The 17,091-nt window shown below is 64.2% G+C and carries 12 protein-coding genes; 8 read left to right on the top strand and 4 right to left on the bottom strand.

Going from position 1 to position 17,091, the window contains the following annotated elements:
- Positions 1–76: 76 nt before the first annotated feature.
- On the top strand, positions 77–1,867 hold the full coding sequence (locus AC07NT_RS18350) for a PAS domain-containing protein (RefSeq protein WP_498596541.1): 1,791 nt from the start codon (positions 77–79) through the stop codon (positions 1,865–1,867).
- Complete coding sequence (locus AC07NT_RS18345; RefSeq protein WP_498596542.1) at positions 1,864–4,296, top strand: two-component system response regulator; 2,433 nt, start codon at positions 1,864–1,866, stop codon at positions 4,294–4,296. The genes AC07NT_RS18350 and AC07NT_RS18345 overlap by 4 nt, the downstream gene beginning before the upstream one ends.
- 12 nt (positions 4,297–4,308) lie before the next feature.
- On the opposite strand, the gene AC07NT_RS18340 is transcribed toward AC07NT_RS18345, so the two are convergent.
- From AC07NT_RS18340 to AC07NT_RS18330, 3 genes are read right to left on the bottom strand one after another with little or no spacing between them, the layout of a single operon-like run.
- On the bottom strand, positions 4,309–5,619 hold the full coding sequence (locus tag AC07NT_RS18340; RefSeq protein ID WP_498596543.1) for a TRAP transporter large permease: 1,311 nt from the start codon (positions 5,617–5,619) through the stop codon (positions 4,309–4,311).
- A 9-nt stretch (positions 5,620–5,628) separates the two neighbouring features.
- A complete protein-coding gene (locus AC07NT_RS18335) occupies positions 5,629–6,186 on the bottom strand; it encodes a TRAP transporter small permease (protein ID WP_498596544.1) in 558 nt (185 codons plus the stop codon).
- 9 nt (positions 6,187–6,195) lie between these two features.
- Positions 6,196–7,173 (bottom strand): TRAP transporter substrate-binding protein, encoded by a 978-nt coding sequence (locus tag AC07NT_RS18330; RefSeq protein WP_498596545.1) that lies wholly within the window; start codon positions 7,171–7,173, stop codon positions 6,196–6,198.
- 167 nt (positions 7,174–7,340) lie between these two features.
- On the opposite strand from AC07NT_RS18330, the gene AC07NT_RS18325 reads away from it, so the two are divergent.
- The 6 genes from AC07NT_RS18325 to AC07NT_RS18300 all read left to right on the top strand — a co-directional run bounded on the left by AC07NT_RS18325 (position 7,341) and on the right by AC07NT_RS18300 (position 16,116).
- Positions 7,341–7,880 (top strand): winged helix DNA-binding protein, encoded by a 540-nt coding sequence (locus AC07NT_RS18325; protein ID WP_498596546.1) that lies wholly within the window; start codon positions 7,341–7,343, stop codon positions 7,878–7,880.
- An 11-nt stretch (positions 7,881–7,891) separates the two neighbouring features.
- Positions 7,892–11,485, top strand: coding sequence for a hydantoinase B/oxoprolinase family protein (locus tag AC07NT_RS18320; RefSeq protein ID WP_498596547.1), 3,594 nt, complete (start codon positions 7,892–7,894; stop codon positions 11,483–11,485).
- A gap of 53 nt (positions 11,486–11,538) precedes the next feature.
- Positions 11,539–13,251, top strand: coding sequence for a DUF2339 domain-containing protein (locus tag AC07NT_RS18315; RefSeq protein WP_498596548.1), 1,713 nt, complete (start codon positions 11,539–11,541; stop codon positions 13,249–13,251).
- Positions 13,252–13,306: 55 nt separating this feature from the next.
- Positions 13,307–13,912 (top strand): hypothetical protein, encoded by a 606-nt coding sequence (locus AC07NT_RS18310; protein ID WP_498596549.1) that lies wholly within the window; start codon positions 13,307–13,309, stop codon positions 13,910–13,912.
- A 98-nt stretch (positions 13,913–14,010) separates the two neighbouring features.
- Positions 14,011–14,325, top strand: coding sequence for a DUF4156 domain-containing protein (locus AC07NT_RS18305; protein WP_498596550.1), 315 nt, complete (start codon positions 14,011–14,013; stop codon positions 14,323–14,325).
- A gap of 114 nt (positions 14,326–14,439) precedes the next feature.
- The gene (locus AC07NT_RS18300) at positions 14,440–16,116 is read left to right on the top strand and encodes a transposase (RefSeq protein WP_498596551.1); all 1,677 of its coding nucleotides are present in this window, start codon (positions 14,440–14,442) and stop codon (positions 16,114–16,116) included.
- Here AC07NT_RS18300 and AC07NT_RS18295 read toward each other — a convergent pair.
- Positions 16,113–17,012 carry a BrxR family helix-turn-helix transcriptional regulator gene (locus AC07NT_RS18295; protein WP_498596552.1) on the bottom strand — a complete coding sequence of 300 codons (900 nt, stop codon included), beginning with the start codon at positions 17,010–17,012 and terminating at the stop codon, positions 16,113–16,115. The genes AC07NT_RS18300 and AC07NT_RS18295 overlap by 4 nt on opposite strands.
- Positions 17,013–17,091: the final 79 nt, after the last annotated feature.

The raw sequence follows: 17,091 nt of genomic DNA, 5'->3' as shown, positions 1-17,091 counted from the left end.
CGTCGGCCGTTCGATCTGGTGTACCTTGGGGAAAACAGGGCCGCATATCCCGTGACGGCCCAACTCAGGGGGTACCTTGGCTGCTGCCAACGCCATCGACGCATATTGCTCGGAGGTCATCGATACGCTGTTTGCCAGCGACCTCGATGTCGGTCTGGCCGTTCTGGACCATGACCTCCGTTACCGCCGCATGAACGAGGCGCTGGCGGCCTTCAATGGTGTGCCGGTCAAGGAGGCCCTGGGGCGCACCGTGGCCGAGGTGCTGCCAGCGGTCTATCCCGAGGTGGCCCTCCTGTTCCAGCGCGTCCTGCGCGGCGAGGCCATCGAAAAAATCAAGGTGACGGCCGAGGTGCCCAGCCTGCCAGGGCGGCCCTCGGAATGGGAGGCCAGCTACCTGCCCATCCGCGCAAGCGACGGTGCGGTGGTTGGTGTCCTGGTCAAGGCGGTCAACGTCACGCTGCAGCGGCAGGCGCTGAATGCCTTGCAGGAAAGCGAGAGCCGTGTGCACCGCGTGCTCGACAGCATCCATGCCTTTGTCGGCGTGCTGACACCGCAGGGCGTGCTGCTGGAGGCCAACCGCGCGCCGCTGGAGGCAGCCGGCATCCGGCTGGAGGAGGTCCAGGGCCGCCATGTCTGGGACACCTACTGGTGGAATTACGATCCGGCCCTGCAGGCCTGGCTGCAGGATGCGGTGTGTCGGGTGGCGCAGGGTGAAGTGGTGCGCTGCGATGTGGTGATACGCATGGTCGGTGACACGCGCACGACCATCGATTTCATGATGGTGCCGCTGCGCAACGACGAGGGAGAGATCACCCATCTGATCCCCTCGGGCATCGACGTTTCCTCCCGCATGGCCAGCGAGGCGCGCTTTCGCAGCCTGTTCGACCAGGCGCCCGAAGGCATGACGCTGGTGGACGCCAGCGGCCACATGCTGTTTGCCAACCGCAGCATGGGTGAACTCTTCGCCTGCCGTCCGGATCAGCTGGTGGGCCAGCACGTGAACTCCCTGCTGCCCGAGGCCCGGCGCAGCACGCACACGGCCGTGATGGGCGACTACCTGCACGCGCCGACCAAGCGTGTGATGGCCGCACGGCGCCAGCTGTCGGCGCGTCGGCTCGACGGCAGCGAATTCCCGGTGGAGGTGGCGCTCAACCCCATCCCGGGCCGGGTGCCGCCCGAGATCCTGGCCACGGTGGTGGACATCACGGACCGGCTGGCCGCGCAGGCCGCCATGGAGGCGTCCCTGCAGGAAAAGACGCTGCTGCTCAACGAGGTGCACCACCGGGTCAAGAACAACCTGCAGATCGTTGCCAGCCTGCTGGACATCCAGTCGCGCAGCGCCGGCGAGGCCGCCCGCGAAGTGCTGCGCGACAGCAAGAGCAGGGTGCGCGTGATCGCTCTCACGCATCAGCTGCTGTACGAGGGGACCAATTTCGCCAACCTCGAACTGGGGCCCTATCTGCGCAATCTCTCGCAGCTGCTCAAGCAGACCTATCTGGGCGAGACCACTGGTATCCAGGTGGACGTCCAGGTGCCGGACCAGGGCATGAAGATCGACCTGCAGCGGGCCATACCTTGCGGCCTGATCGTCAATGAACTCGTTACCAACGCGTTCAAGCACGGGTTCGCCGGCCGCGAGAGCGGTTTCATCCGCATCCAGGCCGGACAGGAGGGCGTCGACCAGGGATTTCTGGAGGTGGCCGACGATGGCGTGGGCATGCCCGCCGGCTTTGATGCACCCGCGGCAAAAACCATGGGCTTCCAGCTGGTGCAGATGCTGGCGCAGCAGATCGGTGCCGACTACGTCCTGCATACGGAAGACGGCACCCGACTGCGTTTCACGTTCCCGCTCGAGAGGTCCCTATGAATCCGCCCCTCCAAGACACTCCCGTCCGTGTGCAGATCGTCGAGGACGAGTACATCGTGGCGCACGATCTGCGGCAGAACCTGGAATCCATGGGCTACGCGGTGACAGGTATCGCGGCCAGCGAGCAGCAAGCCATGGAACTGGCCGAGCGCGAACGGCCCGACCTGGTACTCATGGACATCAACCTGGGGCGTGGGGGGGACGGCACGCACGCTGCGGGCCTCATCAAGCAGCGCTTCCAGCTGCCGGTGATCTATCTCACGGCCTACGCTGGCGACGACATCCTGCAAAAGGCCATCCGGGCCGCGCCCTATGGTTATGTGCTCAAACCTTTCGAGCCGCGCGAGCTGAACGCGACCATCCGCGCTGCGATGTCACGCGTCGAGGAGGAGAAGAAGACCCGCAAGGCCGAAAAGCGCTTCCGCCTGGCGCTGGACGCGGCCAAGCTGGGTGTGCTGGAAATCGACCGTGGCCATGGGCAGGTCGCGCTGGATGGATTCTTGCCGTCCATGCTGCAGACGCCGACCCAGAGCTTCTCGATCGACCGGTCGGACTTCCTGACCCGTCTGGAGGACCCGGAGATCCAGGAGCGGCTGCAGGGGATGCTGGTGTCCGGCAACATGGTGCAGCTCTGCGCGGCGTGGCGCGGGGAGGACCAGCGCCGCATCTGGCTGGAGATCCACGCCAGCTATTTTCCAGATGAAGACAAGGTCATCGGCATCCTGCGCGATGTGACTGAAAAGATCCTGGCCGAGGAGCATCTGCGACAGGCCTCGGTGGTGTTTGAATCGGCCGGTGACGGCATCCTGATCCTGGACCAGGACCAGCGGGTCTGCATGGCCAACCGCGCCTTCCAGAAGCTCACGGGCTGGCATCCGCAGGAGGTGATCGGCAAGCGCCCCGACGAATTCCTGCACACGGCCCGGGAAGGCGACCGCAAGGCGCACGGCGATGACACGCGCAAGGAGGCGCCGCATATCGAAGTGACCTGCCGGCGTCGGGACGAATCCATGTTTCCCGCCTGGGAAAACATTGCGCCGGTGCTGAATTCGGCAGGACACGTGACGCACTATGTCCTGACCTTCTGTGATATCACGGCCTTGCGCAGCGCCGAAAGCCGCTTGTCCCACATTGCCCTGCACGACGCCCTGACGGGCCTGGGCAACCGTCACCAGCTGGACATCTGCCTGCGCCACAACATCAGCCAGGCCAGTGCCCGAGGCGGCAGCGACCATTTCGCCTTGCTCTTCATCGATCTGGATGGTTTCAAGAACATCAACGATACGCTGGGGCACAGCATCGGCGACGAGTTGCTGATCGAGGTCACACGCCGCCTGAAGTCAGCGCTGCGGCAGGACGATATTGCGATCCGGATGGGGGGCGATGAATTCCTGGTGATGGTGGACGGCTTGCGTACCGCCGAAGCCGCAGCACAGCTATGCAGCAAGCTGCTGGCGGCGGTGGCTGAACCCATCGAGACCAGCATCGGGCAGACGGTGCGCACGACCGCCAGCATCGGCATCGCGCTGTTCCCGGAGCATGCCGACAGCGCCGACGAACTGATCCGTGCGGCCGACACTGCCATGTACGAAGCCAAGGAAAAAGGACGTAACGGCCACGCCATCTTCTCCAGGAGCCTGGCCAACCGGGTGCTTGAGCGCATGCAACTGGAGCAGGGCTTGCGCAACGCCATTGGCAACCACGAGCTGGAGCTGCAATGGCAGCCGGTGATCGATATGCGGGACGGCAGGATCCTCGGCGCCGAGGCGCTGCTGCGCTGGAACCATCCGGTATCGGGTCGGGTCAGTCCCGAGCGTTTCATCCCCGTGGCGGAAGAGACGGGCATGATCCTCGAGATCGGCGACTGGGTGATGGAGCAGGCGTGCCGGCATGCGGCCGCCTGGGCTGAAGAAGGCCTGGATTTTCGACGCCTGGCCGTGAATGTTTCAGCCAAGCAGCTGCAGCAGGAAGGCTTTGCCGAGCGTGTGCAACGATCCCTGGCGCATCACAAGCTCACACCCAGCATGCTGGAGATCGAGCTGACGGAGTCTTCCTTGCAGCGGGGCGAGCTGGTGCAGGTGTCCTTGCACAAGCTCAGGGCCATGGGCATCCAGCTGGCGCTGGACGACTTCGGCACCGGCTTCTCTTCTTTGTCCATGCTGAAATTCCTGCCGCTGAACCGGCTCAAGATCGATCGCAGTTTCATCCGCGATATTTCCAGCGATCCCAACGACCTGGCCATCGCACGCACGATTGCGGCCATGGCCAGCACCCTGGGGCTGGCGGTGACGGCCGAGGGGGTGGAAACAGATATCCAGCGCAACATCCTGTTGGGGCTGAACGTGCGGGAGGCCCAGGGCTGGCTGTACCACCCGGCCATGCCGGCGAACCGATTCGCCGAACTGCTGCGCGGGCAGAAGGCCGGCTGAGCGCGGTTGCGCTCAGCGCTCCACGCCCATCAGCCAGTTCGGTACGCTGGTGACGATGGAGGGGAAGAGCGTGATCAGCACGATGGCCAGGATCATGCAGGCGAAGAAAGGGAGGGTGACACGCGCAATGCGGTTGCTGTCCACGCCGGTCATGTTCTGCAGCACGAAGAGGTTGAAGCCCACGGGCGGCGAGATCTCGGCGATCTCGATCAGCAGGATGATGAAGATGCCGAACCACACCAGATCAAACCCCGCCTTCTGCACCATGGGCAGCACCACGGCGCTGGTGAGCACGATCATGGAGATGCCGTCCAGCGCGGTGCCCAGGATCAGGTAGACCACGACCAGCACGGCGATGAGGCCATAGGCCGAGAGGTTCATGCTGTGCACGAACTCGGCCAGCTCGCGCGGGATGCCGGTGAAGGCCATGGTCTTGGTCAGGAAGGCGGCACCGGCCAGGATGAACATGATCATGCAGCTCACGCGCGTGGCGCCGGCCAGACCGTCCCAGAAGTTGCGCAGCGTGAGCGTGCGGCTGGCCGCAGCGATGGCCAGGGACCCCACCACACCCCAAGCCGCGCTTTCGGTGGCGGTGGCGATACCGGCCACCAGCACCCAGACGATGAAGACGATGAGCAGGCCGCAGGGGATGAGGCTGCCCGAGCGGCGCAGCTTTTCCTTGAAGCTGGTGGGCGCTTCGGCCGGCGGCACCTTGTCTGGGTTGCGCAGGCTCCACCAGATGATGTAGCCCGAGAACAGGCCCATGAGCAGAAAGCCGGGCAGGAAGCCGGCCAGGAAGAGGCGGATCACGCTGGCATCAGCGGCGACGGCGTAGACCACCATGGTGATGGACGGCGGGATCAGGATGCCCAGGCCACCGGCGGCGGCCAGCGAGCCCAGGGCGATGTTGCGGTCGTAACCACGGCGCTCCAGTTCGGGCAGGGCCACCTTGGCGATGGTGGCGCAGGTGGCGGCCGAGGAGCCCGAGACCGAGCCGAAGATGCCGCAGCCCAGCACCGTGGTGTGCATCAGGCGGCCCGGCACGCGCGAGAGCCAGGGTGAGAGGCCGTCGAACATCTGTTCGGACAGGCGGGTGCGATAGAGGATCTCGCCCATCCAGATGAAGAGCGGCAGGGCTGCCAGTTCCCAGCTGGCCGTGGTCTCCCAGAAGGAGGAGAACAGGTTCATGCCGGGCTGCGTGTTGGTGAAGAAGGCCTGGCCCACCCAGCCGACGATGGCCAGGGTCATGGCGATCCAGACGCCACCGGCCAGCATCAGCAACATGAGGAAGAGCAGCAGGGCCCCGATTTCAAGCAGACCCATCTGAGATCCTTAGAGTTCTTCGGAAAAGTCACCGCGCGCGTGGCGCTCTTCGACACGCGCCACGTAGCTGGGTTTGGCGCCGCGCAGCACGCCCACGCATTCGTCGACCACCGCGATGACCAGGATGGCGGAACCCACCACGAAGCTCATCTGCGGGATCCAGATCGGGATGGCCACCATATTGCCGGCGATGTCGTTGAAGCGCCAGCTGTCGTAGGTGAAACGCGCCGCCCACCAGCCCAGGTAGGCGATGGCCACGGTGGCGACGAGCAGGGAGGCGACTTCCAGCCAGCGCCGCACGGCGGGTGTCACCGATTCCAGCAGCAGGGTGACGCGCACGAAGTCGCCGTTGCGAAAGCTGTAGGCCATGCCCAGGAAGGCGGCCGCGGCACAGAGCCAGGCCGTCACATCGTTGATCCAGGCCACGCGCCAGTTCGCCACGCGACCGACCGAGGCGCCGATCATCAGGACCAGGATGGCCAGTACGCACAGGGCGGCCAGGGCCCCTCCCGTGGCATACAGGCCGTCGAGCACGCGGCGCAGGGCGCCGGGGCGGGTTGCACGCATCTCAGGTGATCAACGCTGGTAGCTGTCCACCAGGGCCTTGCCTTCGGGGCCGGCTTTTTCCAGCCACTCCTTGAGCATGGTGTCGCCGACCTTCTTCAGGTCGGCCTTGAGTGCGGCCGAGGGGGCCAGCACTTCCATGCCGTTGGCCTTGAGCTTGGCCAGGGTCTCGGTGTTCACGCGCTGGCTGGCGGCCAGGCCACGGGCTTCGGCCGTGGCGGCGGCCTTGAGCAGGGCGGCCTGCGTGGGCTTGTCCAGTGCATCGAAGGCCTGCTTGTTCACGATGACCATGTTCTTGGGCAGCCAGGCCTGGGTGTCGTAGTAGTACTTGAGGTTCTCGTAGAGCTTGCTGTCCACGCCGGTGGCGCCCGAGGTCATGGTGGACTCCACCACGCCCGTGGCCAGGGCCTGCTGCAACTCGGCGGCCTGGACGGTGACAGGCTGGGCACCCACCAGGTCGGCGATGCGTGCGGTGGCCGGGCTGTAGGCGCGCCACTTGATGCCCTTGAGGTCGGCTGCGCTGTTGATGGGCTTCTTGGTGTAGATGCCCTGCGGCGGCCACGGCACCGAATACAGCAGCACCAGGCCCTGTTCGGCCAGCTTCTTCTCGATCATGGGGCGCTGGGCCTTGTAGAGCTTGACCGAGGCGTCGTAGCTGTCGGCCAGGAAGGGCAGGCCGTCGGCACCGTAGATCTGCCATTCATTCTGGAAGTTGGCCAGCAGCACCTCACCGGCCTGGGCCTGACCGCCCTGCACGGCGCGCTTGATCTCGGGGGCCTTGAACAGGGAGGCATTGGCGTGCAGCGTGATCTTGAGCTTGCCGCCCGTGGCCTGGTCCACGTCGGTGGCGAACTGCGCCATGTTCTCGGAATGGAAATTGCTTGCCGGATAAGCAGCCGCCAGATCCCATTTGGTCTGGGCCTGGGCGCCGCTGGCGGCCAGGGTAAGGGCCAGGCTGAGGCCGGCGAGTGAGAAATGACGACGCTGCATGAGGCACTCCATAGAGGTTGATGAAGGATGCTGGTGACTGTACGGTGAGGCAAAAACGATGGCATAGGTATATTCCCTAAACGTTGACAAATTGTCAACAAATTGTTTTTATATTTCTATAATCGGCCACAGAACGAGGGGCAGACCGCCCCAGGAGCGTGCTGTTTATGGCCAAGAAACCTACCTCGCCCGCTGCCGACCCGGGCGGTTCTCCCATCGTGTCCTCGGCCCATCTCGTGTCGCCGCGCAGCGCCGAGATGAGCGAGTTCGAATTCGGCCTGATCGTCTCGGGCAATGCCTTCCATCGCTGGATCGTGCATTGCATGTCGGCCGCCGGCCTGAAAGATCTGACGCCGCTGGATGTGCTGGTGCTGCACCACGTGACGCACCGTGCGCGCGACAAGCGCCTGGCCGACATCAGCTTCATCATGAATGTCGAGGACACCCACCTGATCAACTATTCGCTCAAGAAGCTGCAGGGACTGGGCGTGGTGGCCTCGCGCAAGAACGGCAAGGAAGTGACCTATGCCGCCACCGAGGAGGGGAGGCGTTACGTGCAGCGCTACCGCGAAATCCGCGAAAGCTGCCTGATCAATGCGCTCAAGGCCGACGAGGGGTTGAACCGCGACATCGGCGAGCTGGCGCGTCTGCTGCGCGTCTTGTCCGGTGTTTATGACCAGGCGGCGCGTTCCGCTGCGTCACTGTGATGGAGGCTGGCATGGCAAAGGCAGGCGCAAACCGCTGGCAATTCTGGATCGACCGCGGCGGTACCTTCACCGACATCGTGGGCCGCCGGCCCGATGGCAGCCTGGTCACGCACAAGCTGTTGTCCGAGAACCCCGATCAATACCGCGACGCCGCGGTGGCCGGCATCCGGCATCTGCTGGGGCTCCAGGCGACCGAACCCATCACGCCGCAGCAGGTGGACTGCGTGAAGATGGGCACCACGGTAGCCACCAACGCCTTGCTCGAACGCAAGGGCGAACCCACGCTGCTGGTTACTACACGGGGCTTTCGCGACGCGCTGCGCATCGCCTACCAGAACCGACCGCGCCTGTTCGACCGTCATATCGTGCTGCCCGAGTTGCTCTACAGCGCCGTGTTGGAAGCCGAGGAACGCATGGGCGCGCGCGGTGAACTCGTGACACCGCTGGACGAAGCGGCCCTGCGACGCGATCTGCAGGCGCAGTTCGATGCCGGTCTGCGCAGTGTGGCCATCGTTTTCCTGCACGGCTACCGCTACACGGCGCATGAAGAAGCGGCGGCACGCATGGCGCACGAAATCGGGTTCACGCAGGTGAGCACCTCGCATGGCACCAGCCCGATGATGAAGTTCGTGAGCCGCGGCGACACCACCGTGGTGGACGCCTACCTCTCACCCATCCTGCGCCGTTATGTGGACCAGGTGGCGGCCGAGATGCCGGGCGTGCGTCTCTTCTTCATGCAGTCCTCGGGGGGGCTGACCGATGCGCATGCCTTCCAGGGCAAGGACGCCATCTTGAGCGGTCCAGCCGGCGGTATCGTCGGTATGGCGCGGACCGCGGAACTGGCCGGCATGGAGCGCGTGATCGGTTTCGACATGGGTGGCACCTCCACCGACGTAAGCCATTACGCGGGCGAGTTCGAACGCGAGTTCGAGACCCAGGTGGCCGGCGTGCGCATGCGCGCGCCCATGATGAGCATCCACACGGTGGCGGCCGGCGGCGGCTCCATCCTGCAATACGACGGCGCGCGCTTTCGCGTGGGACCGCAGAGCGCAGGGGCCAACCCGGGCCCGGCCAGTTACCGCCGCGGCGGCCCCCTGGCTGTGACCGACGCCAACGTGATGCTGGGCAAAATCCAGTCGGCGCATTTTCCGCATGTCTTCGGCCCGTCCGCCAACGAGGCGCTGGACGACCAGGTGGTGCGTGAGAAGTTCGCTGCGCTGGCGGCACAGACCGGGCGCAGTGCCGAGGACGTGGCCGAGGGCTACGTCAACATCGCGGTGCAGCAGATGGCCAACGCCATCAAGAAAATCTCGGTGGCGCGTGGTTACGACGTGACGCGCTACACCCTGCAGTGCTTCGGTGGCGCGGGCGGGCAGCACGCCTGCCTGGTGGCCGATGCGCTGGGCATGACCAGGGTGCTGGTGCACCCGCTGGCCGGTGTGCTCTCGGCCTATGGCATGGGCCTGGCCGACCAGAACGTGATCCGCGAGCAGGCCGTTGAGCTGCCGCTGGACACAAAAGCACTGGACACCGTTGCCGAGCGTCTGGATACCCTGGCGCGGACGGCACGCACCGAACTGGAGCGCCAGCAGCTCAGCGCCGCCGCGGTGCGTGTGCAGCGGCGGGTGCACGTGCGTTACGAGGGCAGCGACGCGGCCCTGGTCGTGTCCTTCGGTTCCTTGACCGAGATCACGGCCGCTTTCGAGGCCGCCTACCGTCAGCGTTTCGCTTTCCTGATGCAGGGCAAGCGCCTGATCGTGGAGGCCGTGTCGGTCGAAGCCGTGGTGGCCGGCGACGCGCCGGCCGAGCCGCGCCACGCCTTGCATCCCCTGCGCGAGGTGCCACGCCGCGAGACGGTGCGCATGTACTCGGGAGGGGCTTGGCACGAGGCGGCCCTGGTGGTGCGCGAAGACCTGCGCGCAGGTGACCGTATCCCCGGCCCGGCCATCATTGCCGAGAAGAACGCCACCACGGTGGTGGAGCCCGGCTGGGAAGCCGAGCTCACGGCGCTGGACCACATCGTGCTGCAGCGGCGCACGCCGCGCACGGTGACCTATGCGGCAGGCACCACGGCCGACCCGGTGCTGCTGGAGGTCTTCAACAACCTCTTCATGAACATCGCCGAGCAGATGGGCCTGCAGCTGCAGAACACGGCCTATTCGGTGAACATCAAGGAACGGCTCGATTTTTCCTGCGCGCTGTTCGACACGCAGGGCAATCTGATCGCCAACGCGCCGCACATGCCGGTGCACCTGGGTTCCATGGGAGAGAGCATCAAGACGGTGATTCGCGAGAACACGGGCAGGATGCAGCCGGGCGATGTGTACGTGCTCAACGACCCTTACCACGGCGGCACGCACCTGCCCGATGTGACCGTGATCACGCCGGTTTATCTCGCAGACAGGACGGAGCCCACCTTCTATGTCGGCTCCCGTGGCCACCAGGCCGACATCGGAGGGACCACACCCGGTTCCATGCCGCCTTTCTCGACGCGCATCGAGGAGGAGGGCGTGCAGATCCAGAACTTCAAGCTCGTGGACCGCGGGGTGCTGCGCGAGGCCGAGATCCTGGCCCTGCTGGCCAGCGGTGAGTACCCCAGCCGCAACCCGCAGCAGAACCTGGCCGACCTCAAGGCCCAGATCGCGGCCAACGAGAAGGGGGTGCAGGAGCTGCGCAAGATGGTGGGGCAGTTCAGCCTGGAGGTGGTGCTGGCCTATATGCGCCACGTGCAGGACAACGCCGAGGAGTCGGTGCGCCGTGTGATCACGCGCCTGAAGGACGGACAGTTCACGCTGCCGCTGGACAATGGCGCGCAGATCCGCGTGAGCATCCGCGTGGATGCGAAGAAGCGCAGCGCCGAGATCGATTTCAGGGGTACCAGTGCCCAGCAGGTCAACAACTTCAATGCGCCCACGGCCGTGTGCATGGCGGCCGTGCTCTACGTTTTCCGCACCCTGGTGGACGACGACATCCCGCTCAACGCGGGCTGCCTCAAGCCGCTCAAGGTCATCATCCCGCCGGGCTCCATGCTCAACCCCAATCCGCCGGCCTCGGTGGTGGCGGGCAATGTAGAGACCTCGAGTTGCATCACGAATGCGCTTTACGGCGCCCTGGGTGTGATGGCGGCCAGCCAGTGCACGATGAACAACTTCACCTTCGGCAACGCGACCTACCAGTACTACGAGACCATCTCGGGCGGCTCGGGTGCGGGTGACGGGTTCCATGGAACCAGCGTGGTGCAAACCCATATGACCAACTCGCGCCTGACCGACCCCGAGGTGCTGGAGTTCCGCTTCCCCGTGCGCCTGCTGGGTTATGAGATCCGCCAGGGCTCGGGTGGCGCGGGGCGCTGGCGCGGCGGCGACGGCGGCGTACGGCGCGTGCTTTTCCTGGAGGACATGACGGCCAGCATCCTCTCCAACGGCCGCCAGAGCGGCGCCTTTGGCATGTCCGGTGGCCAGCCGGGGCAGCCGGGCATCAATCGCGTGGTCCGTGCCGATGGCCGCATCGAGGAACTGGACCACATCGGTCAGACGGCCATGGCGCCGGGCGATGTGTTCGAGATCCATACCCCGGGGGGCGGGGGCTACGGCAGCCCGGGCTGAACCCTGCCACGACCGGTTAGCATGCGTCTGTCGTCACGAAGGGAGGATGGACCATGGCAGATGTCGAAGAGCAGTTGCGTGCACTGAACCTGCGCCTGGCCCGGCTGGAAGAAGCCGTGCTGAATCTCTCGCCCCGCGCAGCGCCCGCGCCCGCCACCCAGCGCCCGGCCGCATCGGCACTGGATGTGGAAGACCCGCACTTTCGCAACACCGAGCCCCAAGCACCTGCTGCGACGACCCGGGCCCCCAGGTCGGCGCCAGTCTCGCCCTTCTTCGAGAAAACAGTGGACGAGAGCGAGCTCTCGGTCACGCAGATCATGGGATGGACCGGGGCCACGCTGCTGGTGCTGGCCGCAGCCTACCTGATCCGTCTGGTCTACGACGCGGGCTGGCTGACACCGCCGCGCCAGCTGGGCCTGGCGGTGCTGGGCGGCGCGGGACTCATCGTGGCCGGCCTGCGGCTACGGCGTCTGGACAGCGGCTACGCCAGCCTGCTGCCGGCCGGCGGCCTGGTGGTGTTCTTCCTGGCCATCTACGGCGCCCACCTCTACTACCATCTGATCGGCGCCAGCGTGGCCACCACAGCGGTGATCTGCAACTGCCTGCTGGCACTCTGGCTGGGGCGCATCTTCGGCAGCGAGATTTACGGTCTGTTCGCTGTGGTGGGGTCCTACTCCGCACCACTGTTGCTGCGGGCCCTGACAGGGTCGGTGGTGGACCTGGCGATCTACTTCACGGCCTGGAGCGTGGTGTTCTGCCTGTACGCGCTGGCCATAGGCAAGCGACGGCCCTACCTGCTGGCGGCTTACATGGCCCTGATCGCGTTCCAGGTGCTCTGGGAGCAGCTGGCACGCAGCCAGTGGGGCGTAGCCCTGGTGTTCCAGAGTCTGCAGTTCGCGGTGTTTCTGAGCGCGGCCATCGTCTTCTCGGTGCGCCATGCACGCCCGATGACGCAGGCCGAGGGCGTGACGCATCTGCCCTTGCTGCTGCTGTTCTACGCGCTGCAGTACGCCATCCTGAGCCGCCACCTGCCCGCGCAGGCGCCCTGGGTGGCGCTGGGCAGCGCGGCCGTGCTGTTGCTGGCCTATGGGGTGGCACGGCGCGCGCTGGGCGTGGCGCTGCAGGCGGGGGGCTTCATCGTGGGCGCCTATTGCGCGTTGGTGCTGTTCCACGCGGTCTACCTGGAGCTGCTGCCCGAACGCTGGGCACCCTGGGCCGTGTTGCTGGTGCTGCCACCGGCGGCGCTCTTCATCACGCGCCCCACGGCGGACGCCGAGCTGATGCTGCCTTTCAAGCTGCTGTTGGGGGCGCTGTTGGCCCTGAACTTCGCGCGCGTGGTGCTGCTGGGCGACACTGGCGGTGCGGGCCATGGGACGCTGCTCTCGCTGCTGTATGCCGCCGAGCTCTACGCCGCCTACTTTGTCGGGCGCGGCCACGTGGCGTTGCGGCAGTGGATGGTGTTTGCCCTCTACGCCGCGCACATCGGCCTGATGGTGGTGGTCCTGCGCAGCTTTGGCAATGAACTGCTGGTGTCCCTGGCCTGGGGTGCGCTGGCCCTGGCGTCGTTGCTGCTGGCCTTCCGCAACAACGACCAGGACCTGGGCAAGTCCTCGCTTTTCATTTTTGCGGCTTCGCTGGTCAAGGTCATCCTCTACGACCTGGCCGGCGCCGCACCCCTGGTGCGCATCGGCAGCCTGGTGGTGGTGGGGCTGACGCTGTATGCTGGTGGATTGCTCTACAAGCGTGTGGTGGCGCTGGAGCGCTGAGGCGGTCCCGAGACCCAGCCACTACACTAGCCTCTTTGTTTCGTCCGGGTCATTCATGGAGTTTTTGATACTGCTGCTGGTGCCCATCGCGGGCTTCCAGTTCCTCAAGGCGCGCGAGCAACGGCGCCGCATCTATCTGCTGGGGGGCTACCTGAGTCAGTACCAGATCGAGAAGCTGATGGAGAACGTCACCGAAGGCTATCTGCGTGCCCTTGGTGAGGAGGACGACGAGCGCCGCGCGCAGATCTGGAGCATGCTGGGCACGGCCGAGGCCGAGTTGAATAGCCAGTTCCAGCGTTTCGCCGCCGATTTCTCCAAGGTCTGGAACGGGCAGACCCAGGTCAGCACCCTGGGTGTTGCTTTTCCCTATGCCGACCGTATCCTGCCGCGTCAGTCATTCGATATGCGTCACGCGCTGGCCCTCCATGCCGAGGGCATTGCGGCGGCGGCAGAGAACCGCCGCGAGCTGTCGCAACGCGACAAGGCGTTCACGATGTCGGCGGAGCTTTTCCTGATGCAGCACAGTTGCCACTGGTTCTGCCGTTCCCGGGCGGTGGCCTCCGCGCGCCTGCAAGCCCGCCACCAGACCAGCCATGCGCAGGTGCTTGCGGCGGTGTCGCCCGAGACGCGTGAAGCCTACCGCAAGCTCACAGGCATTTGATCCAGTTTTTTGCATTTGGATACACGCAGAGTCGTTAGACTTCAGGGCTTACGTTTCTGTTGTTGATTGGAGAGACTATGCAGCTGTCGAAGAATTTGATGAACGTCGTGGCCCTGGGCCTGCTGGCCGCCGGCTTGACGGGTTGTGCCAGTTCGATGATCGGTGAGCGTGTCGGAGCTGACCAGGTGGTGCTGGCCAAGGACACGGACGTGGCCAAGTGCAGGTCGCTGGGACGTTCCACCCTCAGCGTGCTGTCCTCCCTGGGGCCCATCACGCGCAGCGCCGAGGCGGTGGAAGAGAACCTGCTGCAGATGGCGCGTAACGAGGCCATCGACAAGGGCGGCGACACCGTGGTCAAGGGCAATTCCCTGGAATACGGCAAGCGCTCCTACGAAGTCTTCAAGTGCAAGTGAGGCCTTGAACGTCCAAGGAAAAAAAGCCGGCGGTATGCGCGAGCCGTTCAATTAAAGTGTTGACGCGGCTTAGGATCTGGTAAAACCCCCGGTAATCCACCGGGGGTTTCTTTTTTGACGCGAAGCTACAAGCGCAAGCAGGTTGGGGATCAAGGGCGCATCCCGGCTGAGCATGAAGGGTTGCAGCTCAACTTTTGCCGCAATCTTGAGTGTGAGAACTTCGGAATTCCTCCTCTTGCTGTCGGCGGGTCGGGCAAGGCCTCGGCTGACGGCTATCGCTCAATTGGTGTGTCGGTAGAGTCCACCATGTACTGCTCGCGTTGCAACCAGAGCTTCTCCCTCAAAAGCAACCGCGCCACCATTGAAGAGTTTGAGCGGCAGCGCGCGCCCTACATGCAGCTCAATGATCCAGCATGTCTAAACCCGGTGTGCGTCAACCACACCGTGACCAGTCCGGATCTCTACCAGTCATTTGGCAAAAGCCGAGGTGGGTCGGCACGATACCGTTGTAAAGCCTGTCGGCGTACTTTCACAGTCTCGACGCGATCAACGCTGCGCCAGCGTCACCCTGAGATAAATGGGTTGGTCTTGAACCTGCTGGTCAACAAGGTGCCGATGCGACGAATCTGCGAGGTGGCGAACATCCAGCCTGCGGTCCTGTACTCACGCATTCAGTTCTTTCATAAGCAGGCCGTTCGGTTCGTGGTCGATCGCGAATCGGCGTTGAGAGAGCGGCTAAGCTTTTCGAGGCTGCGAATTGCAGTTGACCGTCAGGATCACGTATTCAATTGGGCTTCCAGTGCGGACCGGCGCAACACCAAGTTGTCCGCCTCCGGTAGCGCGGACTGCGAAAGTGGTTATGTGTTCGGAATCGAGCTTGACTTCGACCCCTCGATGAACCCTTTCGAGGTTGATCTGCACGCACGGGAAATCGGTGACTACCAGCTATCAGGGCCCTTTCGGCGATATGCGAGGTTTTTCCTGCCTGGGGACGAAGAGGCGGACAAGTCTGTTCCCGACGGCGTGGCGCTCGCGGAAGCGGGAACCAAACTACCAGCCGCAGGCCTGCGTATCCATGCCGAGTACGTTCTGATGGGACACTTTCAGTTCTTGCGCTGGCTGCTACCCAGCGTAGAGGCGTTTGAGTTCTACCTCGATCAGGAGCCCAGCATCCGCGGCGCGTTTCTCGCTGCTTGCCTGGATCTTGTGGCCCAACGAAGGGCCGATGCCTATTTTGTGCGCATCGGCAAGACATTGACCATCGATGAGCGCAAGTTGGCCGTCGCACATAGCGAAACCTATCTGGCCCGACTGCAAAAGCAATACCCGACGCTGACCCGGCGTCAGATCGCGCGAGAAGTCATGAGGCAACGCTATCTGCAGGTGCGAAAGGCAGAACCCAACGCGGCCAATCGATGGGTGGCCAGCGCGCTGCCCCATATGGGCGAGCCGCTAAAGGAGGTCAGTTGCCTGACGGACTGGGGTGGTGCAGATGCCGACCGGATCGCCGGCGGCATGCTGTCAGCCAGTCTGCACCCAATCGACCGCTTCTTCATGCAGCTTCGCAGGCGCGTCAGCCTGCTAGAGCGCCCGATCGCCTCCGCCAGTTCAGGCGGCCGGACCTGGCACGGCTACAGCGCCTATAACCCGGAGATTGCACAAAGGATCATGGGCCTGTTTCGCGTCATCTACAACTACTGCCTGGTCGGCAAGGACGGCAAGACTCCGGCCATGCGGCTGAGCTTGGCCGACAAGCCAGTGACGCACAAGGAAATACTGGACTTCGTTTAATCCCCGCCGAATCGGTAAGCGGTCGCCAGTTGCGGATCTTTCAAGGCTAGGTACGGGTGCTGCCCTGGGATCTGCTTGCTTGCTGAGCCGCCGCGCTCAAGTCTGTGGCGATACAGGAAGTAGCCCACCAAGCACTTGCGGATGGGAGAGGACCAAACAAACTCTCCGTTGCTGGTGGCCTTCATCCCGAATTCCCTTGCCACCACCGATTTCTGGTTGTCCGACAGACGGGCTGCTGGGATCACGTCCACGGTTTCCGTTTCGTGCCATCGTTTGTCTTCGGATGCAGCCGAGGGTGCATCCGATGTATCCAGTTTGGCTTTGCTGCATCTGGCCAGGACGAAATCCCGAAACTCCTTGTGACGGTCATCGAAGGCTCGAACATGCCAGCGATCGCCGTTGAACACGAGCGTGTGAGGCCACAAGGTACGGGGCACTGGCTCGGGTTCGTTGAACGATTGGTAAGTCAGGGCAAGACCTGAACCCTCGCGCAGCGCAAGCATCATCAGGCGCAGGACGTCCGGATCGATGCTGCCGGCTGGTTGTGTGATGGATTCGGCGGCTGCAACCTGTCCCAATGCAGGAACCACTGCGGTCGATTTGCTGGTGCTGTAGGCCTGCAGGAGCGACAAGTACTCCTCCGCGGAGCCAGAGGCAAGAAGTGGCTTGAAATCGCGTCCGCGAGTGTAGGCCTTCTTCTCCACGTCATATTCCAGGCAATGGGCGTGGTGGTGGCGGTAACGCCTGAAGTCGCGTGACAGGTGGTTTGGTGTGACGTCGAAGACCTCACACACCTGACCGCGGCGCACGGAGCCATCCCAGATCAGTCGCGCTTCTATGAACTGAAGACGCTGCTTCTGGGCAAAGCTCAACTCATCAAGCCAAGCGACATTCATACCAATCACGACGAGTATGTCATTTCAGACGAGTGTAGCACTACTCTTGATTTATTCAATCATTAGGTTAAACTAACGC

The organism is Hylemonella sp. GW821-FHT10B10 (assembly GCF_059415585.1).
This window is presented reverse-complemented; position numbering and strand designations above follow the sequence as displayed.

What these genes read in the sequence shown, in the direction of transcription:
- AC07NT_RS18345 (WP_498596542.1), top strand. Translation starts at nt 1,864, where the DNA reads ATGAATCCGCCCCTCCAAGACACTCCCGTCCGTGTGCAGATCGTCGAG.
- AC07NT_RS18340 (WP_498596543.1), bottom strand. Translation starts at nt 5,619, where the DNA reads ATGGGTCTGCTTGAAATCGGGGCCCTGCTGCTCTTCCTCATGTTGCTG.
- AC07NT_RS18335 (WP_498596544.1), bottom strand. Translation starts at nt 6,186, where the DNA reads ATGCGTGCAACCCGCCCCGGCGCCCTGCGCCGCGTGCTCGACGGCCTG.
- AC07NT_RS18330 (WP_498596545.1), bottom strand. Translation starts at nt 7,173, where the DNA reads ATGCAGCGTCGTCATTTCTCACTCGCCGGCCTCAGCCTGGCCCTTACC.
- AC07NT_RS18325 (WP_498596546.1), top strand. Translation starts at nt 7,341, where the DNA reads ATGGCCAAGAAACCTACCTCGCCCGCTGCCGACCCGGGCGGTTCTCCC.
- AC07NT_RS18320 (WP_498596547.1), top strand. Translation starts at nt 7,892, where the DNA reads ATGGCAAAGGCAGGCGCAAACCGCTGGCAATTCTGGATCGACCGCGGC.
- AC07NT_RS18315 (WP_498596548.1), top strand. Translation starts at nt 11,539, where the DNA reads ATGGCAGATGTCGAAGAGCAGTTGCGTGCACTGAACCTGCGCCTGGCC.
- AC07NT_RS18310 (WP_498596549.1), top strand. Translation starts at nt 13,307, where the DNA reads ATGGAGTTTTTGATACTGCTGCTGGTGCCCATCGCGGGCTTCCAGTTC.
- AC07NT_RS18305 (WP_498596550.1), top strand. Translation starts at nt 14,011, where the DNA reads ATGAACGTCGTGGCCCTGGGCCTGCTGGCCGCCGGCTTGACGGGTTGT.
- AC07NT_RS18295 (WP_498596552.1), bottom strand. Translation starts at nt 17,012, where the DNA reads ATGAATGTCGCTTGGCTTGATGAGTTGAGCTTTGCCCAGAAGCAGCGT.